The organism is Pseudomonas sp. FW305-96 (genome assembly GCF_058783825.1).
The window spans coordinates 38,008-53,478 of the sequence record NZ_JBYSYW010000020.1; the positions used below are offsets into that span (position 1 = coordinate 38,008).

General features: G+C 63.4%; 13 protein-coding genes and 3 tRNA genes. 9 read left to right on the forward strand and 7 right to left on the reverse strand.

What is annotated here, in order from left to right; all coding sequences use genetic code 11:
• Positions 1–3: 3 nt before the first annotated feature.
• The 3 genes from AC3WL2_RS16095 (at position 4) to mgtE (ending at position 2,073) form a co-directional block, all read left to right on the forward strand.
• Positions 4–80: transfer RNA gene (locus AC3WL2_RS16095), tRNA-Arg, on the forward strand.
• Positions 81–153: 73 nt separating this feature from the next.
• A tRNA-Arg gene (locus AC3WL2_RS16100) sits at positions 154–230 on the forward strand.
• 400 nt (positions 231–630) lie between these two features.
• Positions 631–2,073 carry a magnesium transporter gene (gene mgtE, locus AC3WL2_RS16105; RefSeq protein WP_023629439.1) on the forward strand — a complete coding sequence of 481 codons (1,443 nt, stop codon included), beginning with the start codon at positions 631–633 and terminating at the stop codon, positions 2,071–2,073.
• A gap of 64 nt (positions 2,074–2,137) precedes the next feature.
• Here mgtE and AC3WL2_RS16110 read toward each other — a convergent pair whose 3' ends face one another.
• The gene (locus AC3WL2_RS16110) at positions 2,138–2,464 is read right to left on the reverse strand and encodes an Arc family DNA-binding protein (RefSeq protein WP_102683085.1); all 327 of its coding nucleotides are present in this window, start codon (positions 2,462–2,464) and stop codon (positions 2,138–2,140) included.
• Positions 2,465–2,809: 345 nt separating this feature from the next.
• Between AC3WL2_RS16110 and phnN the strand changes: the two genes are divergently transcribed.
• Both phnN and AC3WL2_RS16120 read left to right on the forward strand, forming a co-directional pair.
• Positions 2,810–3,433 (forward strand): phosphonate metabolism protein/1,5-bisphosphokinase (PRPP-forming) PhnN, encoded by a 624-nt coding sequence (phnN, locus tag AC3WL2_RS16115; RefSeq protein ID WP_102683083.1) that lies wholly within the window; start codon positions 2,810–2,812, stop codon positions 3,431–3,433.
• Positions 3,434–3,507: 74 nt separating this feature from the next.
• Positions 3,508–3,584 (forward strand) — tRNA-Arg (locus tag AC3WL2_RS16120).
• 22 nt (positions 3,585–3,606) lie between these two features.
• On the opposite strand, the gene AC3WL2_RS16125 is transcribed toward AC3WL2_RS16120, so the two are convergent.
• Positions 3,607–4,809 (reverse strand): benzoate/H(+) symporter BenE family transporter, encoded by a 1,203-nt coding sequence (locus AC3WL2_RS16125; protein WP_102683082.1) that lies wholly within the window; start codon positions 4,807–4,809, stop codon positions 3,607–3,609.
• Between the two features lie 186 nt (positions 4,810–4,995).
• Between AC3WL2_RS16125 and AC3WL2_RS16130 the strand changes: the two genes are divergently transcribed.
• On the forward strand, positions 4,996–6,399 hold the full coding sequence (locus tag AC3WL2_RS16130) for an aminotransferase-like domain-containing protein (protein WP_102683081.1): 1,404 nt from the start codon (positions 4,996–4,998) through the stop codon (positions 6,397–6,399).
• Between the two features lie 19 nt (positions 6,400–6,418).
• Here AC3WL2_RS16130 and AC3WL2_RS16135 read toward each other — a convergent pair whose 3' ends face one another.
• Positions 6,419–6,979, reverse strand: coding sequence for a hypothetical protein (locus tag AC3WL2_RS16135; RefSeq protein WP_177431936.1), 561 nt, complete (start codon positions 6,977–6,979; stop codon positions 6,419–6,421).
• Between the two features lie 219 nt (positions 6,980–7,198).
• On the opposite strand from AC3WL2_RS16135, the gene AC3WL2_RS16140 reads away from it, so the two are divergent.
• Positions 7,199–8,197 carry a sensor domain-containing diguanylate cyclase gene (locus AC3WL2_RS16140; RefSeq protein WP_102683080.1) on the forward strand — a complete coding sequence of 333 codons (999 nt, stop codon included), beginning with the start codon at positions 7,199–7,201 and terminating at the stop codon, positions 8,195–8,197.
• A 72-nt stretch (positions 8,198–8,269) separates the two neighbouring features.
• Here the strand turns inward: AC3WL2_RS16140 and lpdA are convergent, their stop codons facing one another.
• Genes lpdA through AC3WL2_RS16160 form a run of 4 tightly spaced genes read right to left on the reverse strand, consistent with a single transcriptional unit; the run spans position 8,270 to position 13,213 of the window.
• Complete coding sequence (gene lpdA / locus AC3WL2_RS16145; protein WP_102683079.1) at positions 8,270–9,649, reverse strand: dihydrolipoyl dehydrogenase; 1,380 nt, start codon at positions 9,647–9,649, stop codon at positions 8,270–8,272.
• A gap of 2 nt (positions 9,650–9,651) precedes the next feature.
• Complete coding sequence (locus AC3WL2_RS16150; protein WP_102683078.1) at positions 9,652–10,920, reverse strand: dihydrolipoamide acetyltransferase family protein; 1,269 nt, start codon at positions 10,918–10,920, stop codon at positions 9,652–9,654.
• Positions 10,921–11,979: an alpha-ketoacid dehydrogenase subunit beta gene (locus AC3WL2_RS16155; RefSeq protein WP_102683077.1), complete on the reverse strand. Its 1,059-nt coding sequence runs from the start codon at positions 11,977–11,979 to the stop codon at positions 10,921–10,923.
• Between the two features lies 1 nt (position 11,980).
• Positions 11,981–13,213: a 3-methyl-2-oxobutanoate dehydrogenase (2-methylpropanoyl-transferring) subunit alpha gene (locus tag AC3WL2_RS16160; RefSeq protein WP_094011875.1), complete on the reverse strand. Its 1,233-nt coding sequence runs from the start codon at positions 13,211–13,213 to the stop codon at positions 11,981–11,983.
• Between the two features lie 198 nt (positions 13,214–13,411).
• Between AC3WL2_RS16160 and bkdR the strand changes: the two genes are divergently transcribed.
• Together bkdR and AC3WL2_RS16170 are read left to right on the forward strand one after the other, a co-directional pair.
• Positions 13,412–13,900 carry a Bkd operon transcriptional regulator BkdR gene (bkdR, locus tag AC3WL2_RS16165; protein WP_028691050.1) on the forward strand — a complete coding sequence of 163 codons (489 nt, stop codon included), beginning with the start codon at positions 13,412–13,414 and terminating at the stop codon, positions 13,898–13,900.
• 204 nt (positions 13,901–14,104) lie between these two features.
• On the forward strand, positions 14,105–15,346 hold the full coding sequence (locus tag AC3WL2_RS16170) for a glutamine synthetase family protein (protein WP_173862434.1): 1,242 nt from the start codon (positions 14,105–14,107) through the stop codon (positions 15,344–15,346).
• The last annotated feature ends 125 nt before the right edge of the window (positions 15,347–15,471 follow it).

Consider the following 15,471-nt stretch of genomic DNA (forward strand, 5'->3'; position numbering starts at 1 on the left):
CACGGACTCATAGCTCAGCTGGATAGAGTACTCGGCTACGAACCGAGCGGTCGCAGGTTCGAATCCTGCTGAGTCCGCCACTTTTTGAAGTGGCTCTGCTTGCAAAGACGCTTCAACAAGCCAGTGGTAATCTGGCCTAAAACTACCAACCACGGACTCATAGCTCAGCTGGATAGAGTACTCGGCTACGAACCGAGCGGTCGCAGGTTCGAATCCTGCTGAGTCCGCCACACATCAAGAAGCCCGCTCATTTGAGCGGGCTTTTTGTTTTCCGCATGCGCTGAATTGTCGCAGATGTCCATCTAAGCTACTGCTGTAGGCGATCCTTGCAAGGATTCGCAGCTGTAGATCGAATCGACACAAAACGAATGTGCTTTTAACGCCAGAGCAACCGTCGCACTGATGGCTTCGAGCGTTGTCACAGCTTTAGCACGCAAACGATTGTTCTAGCCAAAAATTTAAGCGATCCGACAGCTTGCACAGTGTATGATTGCGCCCGTCAGCCCCGCCGGGGCTTGTGGAATACCACCATGGACTTACCCAGTAGTTACTCGCTAACACGCTTCATACAGACAGATCTGACCGATTGATTCTCCCGGCGTGCTCCGCTGCTGGGAGTGGAGTTCGCCTATGACCGAAATCGAAGTAAAGAAAACCCAAGACAGCCTGCAGGATCGCCTGGCCCAGGTGATCGAACTGTTGCAGCGCCAGCGGGTGGTCGAGGACCTGACGCACCGTCAGGAAGGTCATCACCATGACCTGGTGGAAAACCTGGTGCACCGCCAGAACCTGGTCGAGCTGCAGCGCAAGCTCGATGACCTGCACCCCGCCGACATCGCCTACATCCTCGAAGCCCTGCCACTGGACGATCGCCTGACGGTCTGGCAGCTTGTGCGCTCCGACCGTGACGGCGACATCCTGCTTGAAGTCTCCGATGCCGTGCGCCAGACCCTGATCGCCGACATGGACGATCACGAGTTGCTGGCGGCCGCCAAGGAGATGGACGCCGACGAACTCGCCGACCTGGCTCCGGAATTGCCCCGCGACGTCGTCCATGAACTCATGGAGAGTCTCGATGCCCAGCAGCGCGAGCGTGTGCGCTCGGCCCTGAGCTATGACGAGGAGCAGGTCGGTGCATTGATGGACTTCGAGATGGTCACCATCCGCGAGGATGTCAGCCTCGAAGTGGTATTGCGCTACCTGCGCCGGCTCAAGGAGCTGCCAGGGCACACCGACAAGCTGTTCGTGGTCGATTACGACGGTATCCTCAAGGGCGTGCTGCCCATCAAGCGGTTGTTGGTCAACGACCCGGACAAGAAGGTCGCGGAGGTCATGGCCAATGACCCGGTGACCTTCCACCCCGAGGAAGATGCCTACGACGCGGCTCAGGCCTTTGAGCGATACGACTTGGTATCCGCTCCGGTGGTGGACAAGAAAGAGCGCTTGATCGGCCGCCTGACCATCGATGAAATGGTCGATCTGATCCGTGAGGAAAGTGAGAGCGAAGTGCTCAACATGGCCGGTCTGCGCGAAGAGGAAGACATCTTCGCCTCGGTCTGGCGCTCGCTGCGCAACCGTTGGGCGTGGCTGGCAATCAACCTGATTACCGCGTTTGTCGCGTCGCGGGTGATCGGTCTGTTCGAAGGCTCCATCGAGAAGCTGGTGGCCCTGGCGGCATTGATGCCGATCGTTGCCGGCATCGGCGGTAACTCCGGCAACCAGACCATTACCATGATCGTTCGCGCCATGGCGCTGGACCAGGTGTCACCAGGCAACACCAGTCGCCTGATGCGCAAGGAGCTGGCGGTATCGTTGATCAATGGCCTGGTCTGGGGCGGTGTGATCGGGGTGGTGGCGTTCTGGCTGTATGGCAGCTGGTCGCTGGGGCTGGTCATGACCGCCGCGATGACCTTGAACTTGCTGCTGGCAGCGCTGATGGGTGTATTGATCCCGATGACGCTGACGCGCCTGGGCCGAGATCCGGCAATGGGCTCGAGCGTGATGATCACTGCCGTGACCGACAGCGGTGGTTTCTTCATCTTCCTCGGCCTGGCAACGTTGTTCCTGATGTAGGCCGACGGGACGCCAGAAACAAGAAAGCCAGCTTACGCTGGCTTTTTTGTGTGCGCTTGGAGGATCAGGGCGCGTCGGCGGCCATTTCCACATCGTGGGCGATGAGGGCGACCAGCGCATTCTGCTGGCGGTGGGACAACTGGCGGAAGCGTTGCAGCAGTTCGCGTTCGTGAAGGCTGAGCTCTGGGCTGTCCAGGCGCATGCTCAGCTCGTCACCCAGAGCACCTTCCTGGATAAGGCTCTGCTCCAGGCGGGCGATGATCTCGGAGTTCATGCTGCGGTGATGGTTGCGCGCTACCTCGGCAATGCGCTCACGCATCCCGTCTGGCAGGCGGACGACAAACTTGTCAGCGGTGCGGCTGGAGTAGATAGCCTGTTTCATTGGGCGCATATAAATTGACCGGTTGTTCTGGTTCAGGGGAGCGGTTCTCAAATTGGCCGCACGGTGGAAGTACGACCGCGGCGACGACAAAATGTTCAACCGTGATGTGATTTTGGTTCTTCATCTTGCCTCATGATCGCCGTTTCCTTGGCGTCAATTCTGTGACAAATAGTGATCTCGATAAAGGCTTTTTGCCAGTACCAATTATCAGAAATGAGCACTGGTTTGAAAAGTTTCACATTCATCGAATTGCACAGGTGTCAGACAAATGCCGTCAAAATCTGGTAAAAGACAGCAAAGGGTCAGGGAAAATCATCAAATGCGCTGGTTTCCCATACATTGAGCATAGTGGCTATGCAATATGACGCAAGCGGTGGGGCGGCCTCAAGGGGGCGCCTGATATTCCTTATGGGACCGTCTGGTTCAGGAAAAGATTCCCTGCTCGAGGCGGCCCGTGAGCGATTGTTCACCCAGGGGGTCGAAATCGCTCGGCGGGTCATCACGCGTTCGGCCGAAGCCAAGGGTGAAGCCGCACATGGCGTGAGCGCCGAACGTTTCGAGGCAATGCGCGAAGCGGGGGCCTTTGCGTTGGACTGGCAGGCCAATGGCCTGCGCTATGGCATCCCTGCGCAACTGGATGCATGGCTCGCTGCGGGGCGCTCGGTACTGGTCAACGGCTCGCGTGCGTACCTGTCGATCGCCCGGCAGCGCTACCCTGATCTCGTGGCCGTGGGACTGGTTGTTTCCCCGCAGGTGCTGCGCCAGCGCTTGCTGGCCCGGGGAAGAGAAAGCACCGAGCAGATCGAGCAACGCCTGGCCCGCAATTTCCGGCTGCAGGCCTACGATCCCGGTGTGCATGTCGTGGACAATTCCGGGCCGTTGGCCGGTGCGGTGGAAGCTTTGATCGCGCTGTTGCGCGCCGAAGGCGTGATCGCTGATACGCAGGGAAAAAGGCCGACGAGCATAATGCCCGATTGATACATGACAAATGCGCACATGCTGGTTAACATGCTCGCCGTCCCCGCCGCGCAGCGTCTGTTGTCGGCCTCTGTGTCTCAGTAGCTCAATTGGATAGAGCATCCCCCTCCTAAGGGGAAGGTTGCAGGTTCAAATCCTGCCTGGGACGCCATCTCTTTCCAATTCTCCTTCGTTTACCTTGCCTGGATGCCTTCCCGGGGCTGTCGAGACGTTTGTCTGTGGCTCAGGGCGAGGTGTGCAGCCAGCCCGAAGATCAGCCCCCAGAATGCGGCGCCAAGGCCGAGCAAGCTCATCCCAGAGGCGGTGACCAGGAAGGTGATCAGCGCCGGTTCCCGTTGTTTTTCGTCACTCATGGCGCCCACCAGACCGTTGGCGATGGCGCCGAACAGTGCCAGGCCGGCGAGGGCGGCTATCAGTTCCCTCGGCAGGGCGGCGAACACCGAGGCCAAGGTGGCGCCGAAGCTGCCCATCAGCAGATACAAAGCACCGCAGGCCATGCCGGCGATATAGCGCTTGTCCGGGTTCTCGTGGGCTTCGCGACCGGTGCAGATAGCCGCTGTGATCGCCGCCAGGTTGACGCCGTGGCAGCCGAATGGCGCCAGCAGCAGCGAACCCAGGGCGGTGACCGAGACGATCGGGCGTGCCGGTACCTGATAGCCGGAGGTGCGCAGCACGGCGATACCGGGCACCGACTGGCCGGTGAGCGACACCAGCGCCAAGGGCAGGCCGACATTGACAATGGCCTGCCAGCTCCACTGCGGGCTGGTCCAGGTGGGGACGGTCATTTCCAGCACCAGCGCCTGGGTGTCCAACTGTCCCAGGCCGGCGGCGAGGCCGCAGCCGACGATCAGCACCGAAAGAATCGCGTAGCGCGGCGACAGGCGCTTGAACAGCAGGTAACTCGCCAGCATCGACAGCACCAGCACGGGCTGCAGGCGGATCGAGCTGAACAGCTCGGCGCCGAAGCGGAACAGGATGCCGGCCAGCATCGCCGCGGCGATGGCCTTTGGCAGGCGATTCATCAACTTGTCGAAGGCGCCGCTCAGGGCGATCACCGCGATCAGCAGCGAGGCGACGATATAGGCGCCCACCGCTTGAGCCAGTGACACGCTCGGCAGCATCGATACCAGCAGCGCCGCGCCGGGCGTGGACCAGGCGGTGATCACCGGTACCCGCAGTTTCCAGCTCAGCAGCAGGCCGGTCAGGCCGCTGCCGATGGAAATGGCCCAGATCCACGATGCGGTCGCTTCGTTGCCCAGGCCGGCTTGGTCGGCGGCCTGGAACACGATGATCAAGGGGCCGGCGTAGGAGATGATCACGGCGATCAGGCCGGCGACCAGGGCGGAGAGGGAAAAATCCTTTCTGAGATTATCCATGGCGAGTCCAGGTGAGTTGATTGATTCGATTGATTCGATTCAAATTGAATCTATACGGTAACGTGGCCTGAATTCAAGCGGGGCAGCTCTCACGCGGCTGCTGTTCACAACTTGAATCGCGCGGTGGATCGACTCAAGTCGGTCTGTGTGTTCAAATTTCAATCATTTAAGCCCGGTAGCCGTCTCATGTGGGTTCCACGGATCAGCGAAAGCAATCAGCCTGTCTACCTGTCCATCGCCGATGCGCTGGCGCACGATATCGCCAGTGGCGCCCTGCGACGTGGCGAGCGCTTGCCGACGCTACGCGAACTGGCGCAGGCACTGGACGTTACGCCAGGCACCATCAGCCGCGCCTATACCGAGGCGTCGCGTCGCGGCCTGACCCAGGGCGAGGTGGGCCGCGGCACCTACGTTCTTGACCGGATCGCCGACACGGGCGAGGCCCCTGCCGTTACCCGCGCGACCTCCGTCGCAGCGCCCGTTGCCCGCAGCGAAGTGCTCGACCTGTCGATCATCAAGCCCTACGGTGAAACCCTGCAGTACTGGTTGCGCAGCGCGCTGACCGAACTGGCCAATACCGCGCGGCTGGAGCAGGTGCTGGACTACGCCCCCGACGGCGGCCATCCGGCGCATCGCGAGGCGGGCGCGCAATGGTTACGGCAGTGGCTGCCGGGTGCGCAGTGGCAGCAGGTGGTCATCACCAGCGGCGCCCAGCACGGGCTGATGGTGGCGATCAGCGCCTTGACCGGGGCGGGCGATCTGGTGCTGTGCGAGTCGCTGTGCTACCCGGGTATCATCTCCGTGGCTCACGGCCTGGGCCGCCGCCTGCGTGGTGTGCCGATGGACGAGCAGGGCATCATCCCCGAGGCGTTGCGTGAGATCTGCCAGCGCGAGCGGCCAGCCATGCTGGTGTGTGTGGCAACCTGTCAGAACCCGACCACGGCAATCATGTCCAACGAGCGCCGCGCCCAGATCGCGGCGCTGGCGGAGGAGTTCGACTTCCTGTTGCTGGACGACGACATCTACGGCTTCCTCGCCACTGATCCACAGGCCCGGCCGCTGGCGACTTTTGCACCGGAGCGTTCGATCTACCTCACCAGCCTGTCCAAGTCCGTCATGCCGGCGTTGCGCATCGGCTACCTGTACAGCCCGCCGAAACTGCTGTCGCGGCTGACTGCCATGGTACGCAGCACGGTGTGGATGCCTTCGCCGTTGACCGCGCAACTGGCCAGCCATGTGATCGGCGAAGGGCTGGACAGCCAGCTGATCCGCATGCACCGCGCCGAGGCTGCGGCACGCCAAGCCATCGCCCGTGAAGTCTTCACCGATGCGTCGTTGCAAAGCCAGCCGCACAGCTACCACCTTTGGCTCAACTTGCCCGAACCATGGCGCAGCGACGAGTTCGCGATGCTGGCGAGAGCCAATGGCGTGGCGGTCATGAGCGCCAGCCAGTTCCAGGTGGAGCGCACAGGCGATCCACGTGGCGTGCGGGTCGTGCTGATGTCGCCGACCAGCCGGGAGGAGTTGCGCTTCGCCCTGACCCAGTTGGCCAGCCTGCTCGAGTCAGGGGATCCGAAACGCTTCTACTGAACCGGGGACAAATCCCGGCTCAAAGCTTGGCGGTGTAGCGTCGCTCGGCATCATCGTCATTTGTCGAGTTCAGGACGCTTTGCGGCTGGGTGGGGGCCTGTTCTCGCTGCGCCTGCTGTTCGAGCCTGGCCTGGGTTTTGCGCTCGACCTCGTCCTGCAAGCGTTGGGCGATCTGCTGGTCGATCCTCACTTGCTGCTCAGGCGGCAGGGCGTCGTACTCCTCAGGAGTCAGGCCCATCTCCTGCAGCATTTGTTCCTTGATCTTCTCCGCAGGCGACTTGGCCATGTAATCACGAAACTCCTGCAGGGCGCTGGAGCCTTCCTGTTTGCCCACGCTGGCCTGCTCACGCTTGGCCGCGTCTGGATTCTGCAGCATGACCATCAGCTTGGCGAAGGCCTCCTTGCGATTGTCTTCAGCGTGCTGCTGCGAGGTGCTGCCCTGATTGTTCTGCTGCGCCGAGGTTTTCGCGCTGGCCATCAGCGGCTGGAGCGCGGGCAACTGTGCTGCAGGCTGTTCGAGAGCGCTGCGTTGCTGTTGCTGCACGGTCTGCCACCCCAGGCCGTTCGCTGTGATAAGCATGTTTCCTCCGTAAATGACTGTTAGAGAGGCGACTAAAGTGGCAAAAGCTGTGCCAGCGATGGTGGAGCGGCAAAATAGGCCCTACGGCTATTCCGGCGACTTCTCGCTCGGAATATGCTTGCCCGGCAGAGGAACGGTATTGCCGCTAGCGGCAAAAAATAGCGAGTGTCGGCTGCACCGGTTACGGGGCGCAGTTGCTGGGCAACAGGGAGAGCGTCCATGAGTCAGGCAGCAAAGCCGATACCGGCCGGCTTCACCGAGCAGCAATTGCACACCTTGTTCGAGCTGATCAGCGACGGCATCTGGGACTGGGATGCCAACAGCGGCTACGTCTACCGCAACTCAGGCTGGTACGCGATGCTGGGTTACCCCAGCCACTCGCTGGACAACTCCGTGCTGACCTGGGAAAGCGTGATACACCCGCAGGACTATCCGCGGGTGATGGCGCATTTCGAGGCCTACATCACCCAGCGCAACGAGCACTACCGCATCGAGTACCGGTGCCGTTGCCACGATGGCAGTTACCTGTGGGTCGAGGACAGCGGCCATATCATCGCCCGCAACGCCGATGGCACGGTGGCGCGAATGCTCGGGGCTCATCGCAATATCGACGCCGGCAAGCGCCTGGTGGAGGAGCTCGAACAGCGCAACCAATCGCTGGAGGGCCAGGTGGCCGAGCGTACCCGTGAGCTGTCATGGGTCAACCAGCAATTGCAGCGGCAACTGGATGAGAACCGCGAACTGGCCGAGCGGGATGCGTTGACCCGCACCGCCAACCGTTATCGCCTGGAGAAAACGCTTCAGCAGGAGTGCGAGCGCGCCCGGCGCTTCCGTGAGCCACTGGCATTGATCGCCATGGACCTGGACGACTTCAAGCCGATCAACGACCTGCACGGTCATGCCCGTGGCGACGCGGCGCTGATCGAGGTCACCGAGCGTATCCGTCAGTGCCTGGGCGGTCGGGGGCTGCTGGCGCGTTGGGGAGGTGATGAGTTTGCCGTGGTGTTGCCGCACACGTCGCTGCAGCAAGCCTGTGCGGTGGCGTCGTCGATCCGCGTGGCGATGGCGGCGATCGAGCCTATCGGCACGTGCCGGCTGACCATGAGCTATGGCGTGGTGCAGTGGCGCGAGGGGGACGATGCCGGCGGGTTGCTGGCGCGGGCAGACCAGGCGCTGTATCGGGCCAAGGCGCAAGGCAAAAACACCGTAGCCGAGTGATGGTAAAAAAAGGACCCGCGGCGCCTGGGGCGCAGCGGGCAAAATCGGCTATTGCCGCTTCAGTGTCTTCAATCAGATGTGCAGTGCGTGCCCCAGCGCGCGCAGCGCCGCTTCCTGCACCGCCTCGCCCAGCGTCGGGTGGGCATGAATGGTCCCGGCGATGTCTTCCAGGCGCGCGCCCATCTCCAGGGACTGGGCGAAGGCGCTGGACAGTTCGGAAACCGCCACGCCCACGGCTTGCCAGCCGAGGATCAGGTGGTTGTCGCGGCGAGCCACCACGCGCACGAAACCGCTCTTCGACTCCAGGCTCATGGCCCGGCCGTTGGCGGCGAAGGGGAACTGCGCGACGATGCAATCCACACCTTGCTGGCCGGCCTGCTCCGGGGTCTTGCCGACCACCACCACTTCCGGGTCTGTGAAGCACACCGCGGCGATTGCGGTCGGCTCGAAGCGCCGTGTCTTGCCGGCGATGATCTCGGCGACCATCTCACCCTGTGCCATGGCCCGGTGCGCGAGCATCGGCTCGCCGGCCACGTCGCCGATGGCCCAGACGTTGCGCATGCTGGTCTGGCAGCGCTCGTCAATGGCGATGGCAGCGCCGTTCATCTTCAAGTCCAGGCTTTCCAGGCCGAAGCCTTTGGTGCGTGGGCGGCGACCCACGGCCACCAGCACCTGGTCAGCCTCCAGGCGCAGCTGGCCACCTTGGCCGTCGCTGGCCAGCAGGCAACCGTCGGCATAGCCTTCGACACTGTGGCCCAGGTACAGCGCGATGCCGAGTTTCTTGATCGAGTCAGCCACCGGCGCGGTGAGCTCCGCGTCGTAGGTCGGCAGGATGCGATCGCGGGCTTCCACCACGCTGACCTTGGCGCCGAGCTTGCGGTAGGCGATGCCCAGCTCCAGGCCGATGTAGCCGCCGCCGACCACCACCAGGTGCTCGGGCATGGCCTTGGGCGCCAGGGCCTCGGTGGAGGAAATGATCGGCCCGCCAATCGGCAGCATCGGCAGTTCGACACTGCTGGAGCCGGTGGCCAGCAGCAGGTGTTCGCACTGGATGCGCTGGCCGTCGACTTCGATGCTCTTGCCGTCGAGGATCTTCGCCCAGCCGTGGATCACCTTCACACCATGTTTTTTCAGCAGCGCGGCGACACCGCTGGTGAGGCGGTCGACGATGCCGTCCTTCCACTCGACGCTGCGGCTGATGTCCAGGCGCGGCGAGGACACGCTGATGCCCAGCGGTGAGGGTTCGGTGTAGCGGCTGGCCTGGTGGAACTGCTCGGCCACATGGATCAGCGCCTTGGACGGAATGCAGCCGATGTTCAGGCAGGTGCCGCCCAGGGCCTGGCCTTCGACCAGGACGGTGGGGATCCCCAGTTGCCCGGCGCGGATGGCGGCCACATAGCCGCCGGGGCCGCCACCGATGATCAGCAGGGTGGTGTTGATGAGCTCTTGCATGATCACTCCACGAACAGGCAGGCGGGCTGTTCCAGCAGGCCGCGCACGGCCTGGATGAACAGTGCGGCATCCATGCCATCGACCACGCGGTGGTCGAACGAGCTGGACAGGTTCATCATCTTGCGCACGACGATCTGGCCGTCGATCACCACCGGCCGTTCGACCATGCGGTTGACGCCGACGATCGCCACTTCCGGGGTATTGACCACCGGTGTGCTGACGATGCCGCCGAGGGCGCCGAGGCTGGTCAGGGTGATGGTCGAGCCGGACAGCTCTTCACGGCTGGCCTTGTTGTTGCGCGCCGCGTTAGCGACACGGGCAATCTCGCTGGCGTTGCTCCACAGGCTGCCGGCTTCGGCGTGGCGCAGCACGGGCACCATCAGGCCGTTGTCACCCTGGGTGGCGATGCCGACGTGCACCGCGCCGTGGCGGGTGATGACCTGGGCTTCGTCGTCGTAGGTGGCGTTGATCTGCGGGAAGTCGCGCAGGGCGACGACCATGGCGCGCACCAGGAACGGCAGCAGGGTCAGCTTGCCGCGGCTGTCGCCATGCTTGGCGTTGAGCTGCTGACGCAGGGCCTCGAGGGCGGTGACGTCGATTTCCTCGACGTAGCTGAAGTGGGCGACACGACGCTTGGCGTCCTGCATGCGCTGGGCGATCTTGCGGCGCAGGCCGATCACCGGTACCTCCTCGCTGTCGGTGCGCTTGCCATAGCCCCCTGGCGCCTGGCCAGTGCTGCTCTGCGGCTTGCTGATGAAGGCGTCGAGGTCTTCATGCAGGATGCGCCCGGCCGGGCCGCTACCGTGCACGTAGCGCAGCTCGATACCGGCATCCAGGGCGCGCTTGCGCACCGCCGGGGAGGCCAGTGGCTTGTCGTGGGCCTCGCGCGGCACGATGGGCGCGGTTGCGTGGGTTGCGGCAACCTGCGGCTGGGACTCGACGCGTGGCTCGGGGCGGGCCGCGGCCTGTACCGCTGCCGGTGCCGGCTCGGCCGGCTTGGCCTGGGGCGTGTCGACATGGTTGCCGCTGCCTTCGACCTCGATGCGGATCAGCTCGCTGCCGACCGCCATCACCTCACCGGGCTGGCCGCCCAGGGCCAGCACCTTGCCGCTGACCGGCGAAGGAATTTCCACGGTGGCCTTGTCGGTCATGACATCGGCCACCACTTGATCTTCGGCGATCACATCGCCGACCTTGACGAACCATTCCACCAACTCGACTTGCGCGATGCCTTCGCCAATGTCCGGCATCTTGATGACGTGCGTGCCCATTCAGACCTCCATGACCCGTTTCAGTGCCGCGCCTACCCGTGAAGGGCCGGGGAAGTAGGCCCATTCCTGTGCGTGGGGGTAGGGGGTATCCCAGCCGGTGACGCGCTCGATCGGCGCTTCGAGGTGATGGAAGCAGTGCTCCTGAACCAGCGATACCAGCTCCGCGCCGAAGCCGCAGGTGCGGGTGGCTTCGTGCACGACCACGCAGCGGCCGGTTTTCTTCACCGACTCGACGATGGTCTCCAGGTCCAGCGGCCACAGGCTGCGCAGGTCGATGACCTCGGCGTCGACGCCGCTCTCTTCGGCGGCCACTTGCGACACATACACGGTGGTGCCATAGGTCAGCACGGTGACGTCGTTGCCTGGGCGGGTAATCACCGCCTTGTCCAGCGGCACGCTGTAGTAGCCATCCGGCACGGCGCTGTGCGGGTGCTTGGACCACGGCGTCACCGGACGGTCGTGGTGGCCGTCGAACGGGCCGTTGTACAGGCGCTTGGGCTCGAGGAAGATCACCGGATCGTCGCATTCGATCGAGGCGATCAGCAGGCCCTTGGCGTCGTAGGGGTTCGATGGCATGACGGTGCGCAGGCCGCAGACCTGGGTGAACATCGCCTCGGGGCTCTGGCTGTGGGTCTGGCCGCCGTAGATGCCGCCGCCGCAAGGCATGCGCAGGGTCAGCGGGGAGATGAACTCGCCGGCCGAGCGATAGCGCAGGCGGGCCATCTCCGAGACGATCTGGTCGGAGGCGGGGTAGAAGTAGTCGGCGAACTGGATCTCGACCACCGGGCGCAGGCCATAGGCGCCCATGCCCACGGCGGTGCCGACGATGCCGCTTTCGGAGATCGGTGCGTCGAACACGCGGGACTTGCCGTACTTGCTCTGCAGGCCCTCAGTGCAGCGGAACACGCCGCCGAAGTAGCCAACGTCCTGGCCATAGACCACCACGTTGTCATCGCGCTCGAGCATGACATCCATGGCCGAGCGCAGGGCCTGGATCATGGTCATGGTGGTGGTGGACATGGCGTTTTCCAGATGGATGCTGTTGTTGTGATCGTTCATCTCAGACCCCCAGTTCCTGGCGCTGACGGCGCAAGTGGTCGGGCATTTCCTTGTACACGTCCTCGAACATCGACGCGGCGCTGGGGATATGGCCGTTGCTCAGGGTGCCGAACTGCTCGGCGTCCTTCTGCGCCTTGATCACCTCGGCCTCGAGCTCGGCGGTGACCGCCTGGTGTTCTTCCTCGGACCAGTGGCCAAGCTTGATCAGGTGTTGCTTGAGGCGGGCGATCGGGTCGCCCAGTGGGAAGTGGCTCCAGTCGTCGGCCGGGCGGTACTTGGACGGGTCGTCCGAAGTCGAGTGCGGGCCGGCGCGGTAGGTGACCCATTCGATCAGCGTCGGGCCCAAGCCGCGGCGGGCGCGTTCGGCGGCCCAGCGCGAAGCGGCGTAGACCGCGATGAAGTCGTTGCCGTCGACACGCAGCGAAGCGATGCCGCAACCCACGCCACGGCCGGCGAAGGTGGTCGACTCGCCACCGGCGATGGCCTGGAAGGTCGAGATCGCCCACTGGTTGTTGACCACGTTGAGGATCACCGGGGCGCGGTAGACGTGGGCGAAGGTCAGCGCGGTGTGGAAGTCGGACTCGGCAGTGGCGCCGTCGCCGATCCATGCCGAGGCGATCTTGGTATCGCCCTTGATCGCCGAGGCCATGGCCCAGCCGACCGCCTGGACGAACTGGGTGGCCAGGTTGCCGCTGATGGTGAAGAAGCCGGCCTCGCGCACCGAATACATGATCGGCAGCTGGCGGCCCTTGAGCGGGTCACGGGTGTTGGACAGCAGCTGGCAGATCATGTCGACCAGCGACACATCGCGGGCCATCAGGATGCTCTGCTGGCGATAGGTGGGGAAGCACATGTCGGTGCGGTTCAGGGCCAGGGCCTGGCCGCTGCCGATGGCTTCCTCGCCCAGGCTCTGCATGTAGAAGGACATCTTCTTCTGACGCTGGGCAACCACCATGCGGCTGTCGAAGATGCGCGTCTTGAGCATGGCGTGCATGCCCTGGCGCAGCACCTGCGGCTCGATGCCCTCGGCCCACGGGCCAACGGCGTCGCCATGCTCGTTGAGCACGCGCACGAGGCTGTAGGAAAGGTCCGCGGTGTCGGCGGCTTCCACATCGATAGGGGGTTTACGGACTTGACCCGCGTCGTTCAGGCGCAGGTAGGAGAAATCGGTCTGGCAGCCTGGCCGGCCTGTAGGCTCGGGCACATGCAGACGCAGGGGGGCGTACTCGTTCATGCTTTTTACGCTCGCTCGAATGTTGTTTTTGTGAGCTTTGAAGCGGCCGCCGCTGACTGCCGGCTCGTGACTGGCAGGTCAGCGTCTTTTTACATCATAGGGGGACGGCAGGAGAATTTTTCTCTCAAGTTCGTTGCCTTTCTCCTGTGGCGCAGATAAACATTCCGTACAAACACAAAAACCAGGTCAATTTCTCTCATGCGTAAACTGGATCGAACGGATATCGGCATCCTCAACAGCCTGCAGGAAAACGCCCGCATTACCAACGCGGAGCTGGCACGCTCGGTCAACCTGTCGCCCACGCCGTGCTTCAACCGGGTCAAGGCCATGGAGGAGTTGGGGGTGATTCGCCAGCAGGTGACGTTGTTGTCACCCGAGGCGCTGGGGCTGGATGTGAACGTGTTCATCCATGTCAGCCTGGAAAAGCAGGTGGAGCAGTCGCTGCACCGCTTCGAGGAAGAAATTGCCGAGCGCCCTGAGGTGATGGAGTGTTACCTGATGACCGGCGACCCCGACTACCTGCTGCGGGTCCTGCTGCCAAGCATCCAGGCACTGGAGCGCTTTCTCGATTACTTGACACGTTTGCCCGGGGTGGCGAACATTCGCTCCAGCTTTGCCTTGAAGCAGGTGCGCTACAAGACCGCGTTGCCGCTGCCGGCCAATGGCATGACGTTGCGCGAGCAATGATCCGGGCGCGGTGCCTGGGGTGCTTGATATTTTAAACACCCCGGGCCTATGTTGTGTGCGTCGCCATTCCCGGCATGCGAACACAACAAGAAGGACAGCGTCATGACGACCGAAGGCCCGCGCAACCAGGCAGTGCTCCTGGAGGGCATCGATGAAATCGAGTGCGTTACCCCCGACCTCAACGGCGTGCCCCGCGGCAAGGTGATGACCGCCGAGGGCTTCCTTGAGGGGCGCCGCCTGCAGATGGCCCGTGGCGTGCTGCTGCAGTGCATCATGGGCGGTTACCCGGCGGCAAAATACTATGGCAGCGACGATGGCGACCTCGCGCTGGTGGCCGAACCCTCGCAGATCCATCGCCTGCCCTGGAGCGACGAACCTCGGGCGTTGACGATCTGCGATGCGGTGGAACTCGATGGTAGCCCTTCAGGGTTGTCCAGCCGTGGCCAGCTCAAGGCGGTGATCGCCCGATATGCGCAGCGCGGGCTGGCCCCGGTGGTGGCGACGGAGCTGGAATTCTTTGTCTTTGCCGCCAACGCCGATCCGACCCAGCCGTTCCAGCCGCCGCAGGGCAAGGACGGACGCCGGGAAATGGGCCACTCGGCCTTCAGTGTCAGCTCCAACAACGGTCTGCGCCCGTTCTTCAACGAGGTATACCGCTGCATGGCGGCGCTGGGCCTGCCACGCGACACCTTCATGCACGAGATGGGTGTCAGCCAGTTCGAGATCAACCTGCTGCACGGCGATCCTTTGCTGCTGGCCGACCAGACCTTCCTGTTCAAGCACCTGCTCAAGGAGGTCGCGCTCAAGCATGGCCTGATCGTGGTGTGCATGGCCAAGCCACTGGCACACACACCCGGTAGTTCGATGCACATTCACCAGAGCCTGGTGGAGGTCGGCAGTGGGCGCAACGTGTTCAGCGACGAGCAGGGCAGGGCGACCGACACCTTCCACCATTTCATCGGTGGCCTGCAGGCCTGCCTGGCCGACTTCACCGCGCTGTTCGCGCCGAACGTCAATTCCTACCAGCGCCTGTGCCACCCTTATGCGTCACCGAACAACGCCTGCTGGTCCGAGGACAACCGTGCTGCAGGCCTGCGCATTCCGGCCAGCTCGCCTGTGGCGCGGCGGGTGGAAAACCGCCTGCCGGGCGCCGATGCCAACCCCTACCTGGCCATTGCCGCGAGCCTTGCCGCTGGCCTGCACGGCATTGAGCGGCAGATCGCGCCGACGCCGGCCATCCAGGGCGAGTTCGAGGTGCCGGAACACCTCAGCCTGCCTTGCACCCTGCATGCCGCGCTTGAGCGGCTCAAGCGCAGCGACCTGGCGCGGGAACTGTTCGGCAAGGAGTTCATCGAAGGCTACGTCGCCACCAAGACCCTGGAGCTGAGCGATTTCTTCGATGAAATCACCCCCTGGGAGCGCCGCGTGCTGGCCGCGCAGGCCTGAGCGCGACACGACCGCTACTGGATGCGCCCCCATGGCTCTTTTTGCTGCCTGGGGGCCTGTGCCAAGATGGATTTGCTTTTATGCTTGCCTGCAACCCAACGCCACCTGGTCAAGGAGCTTGACGG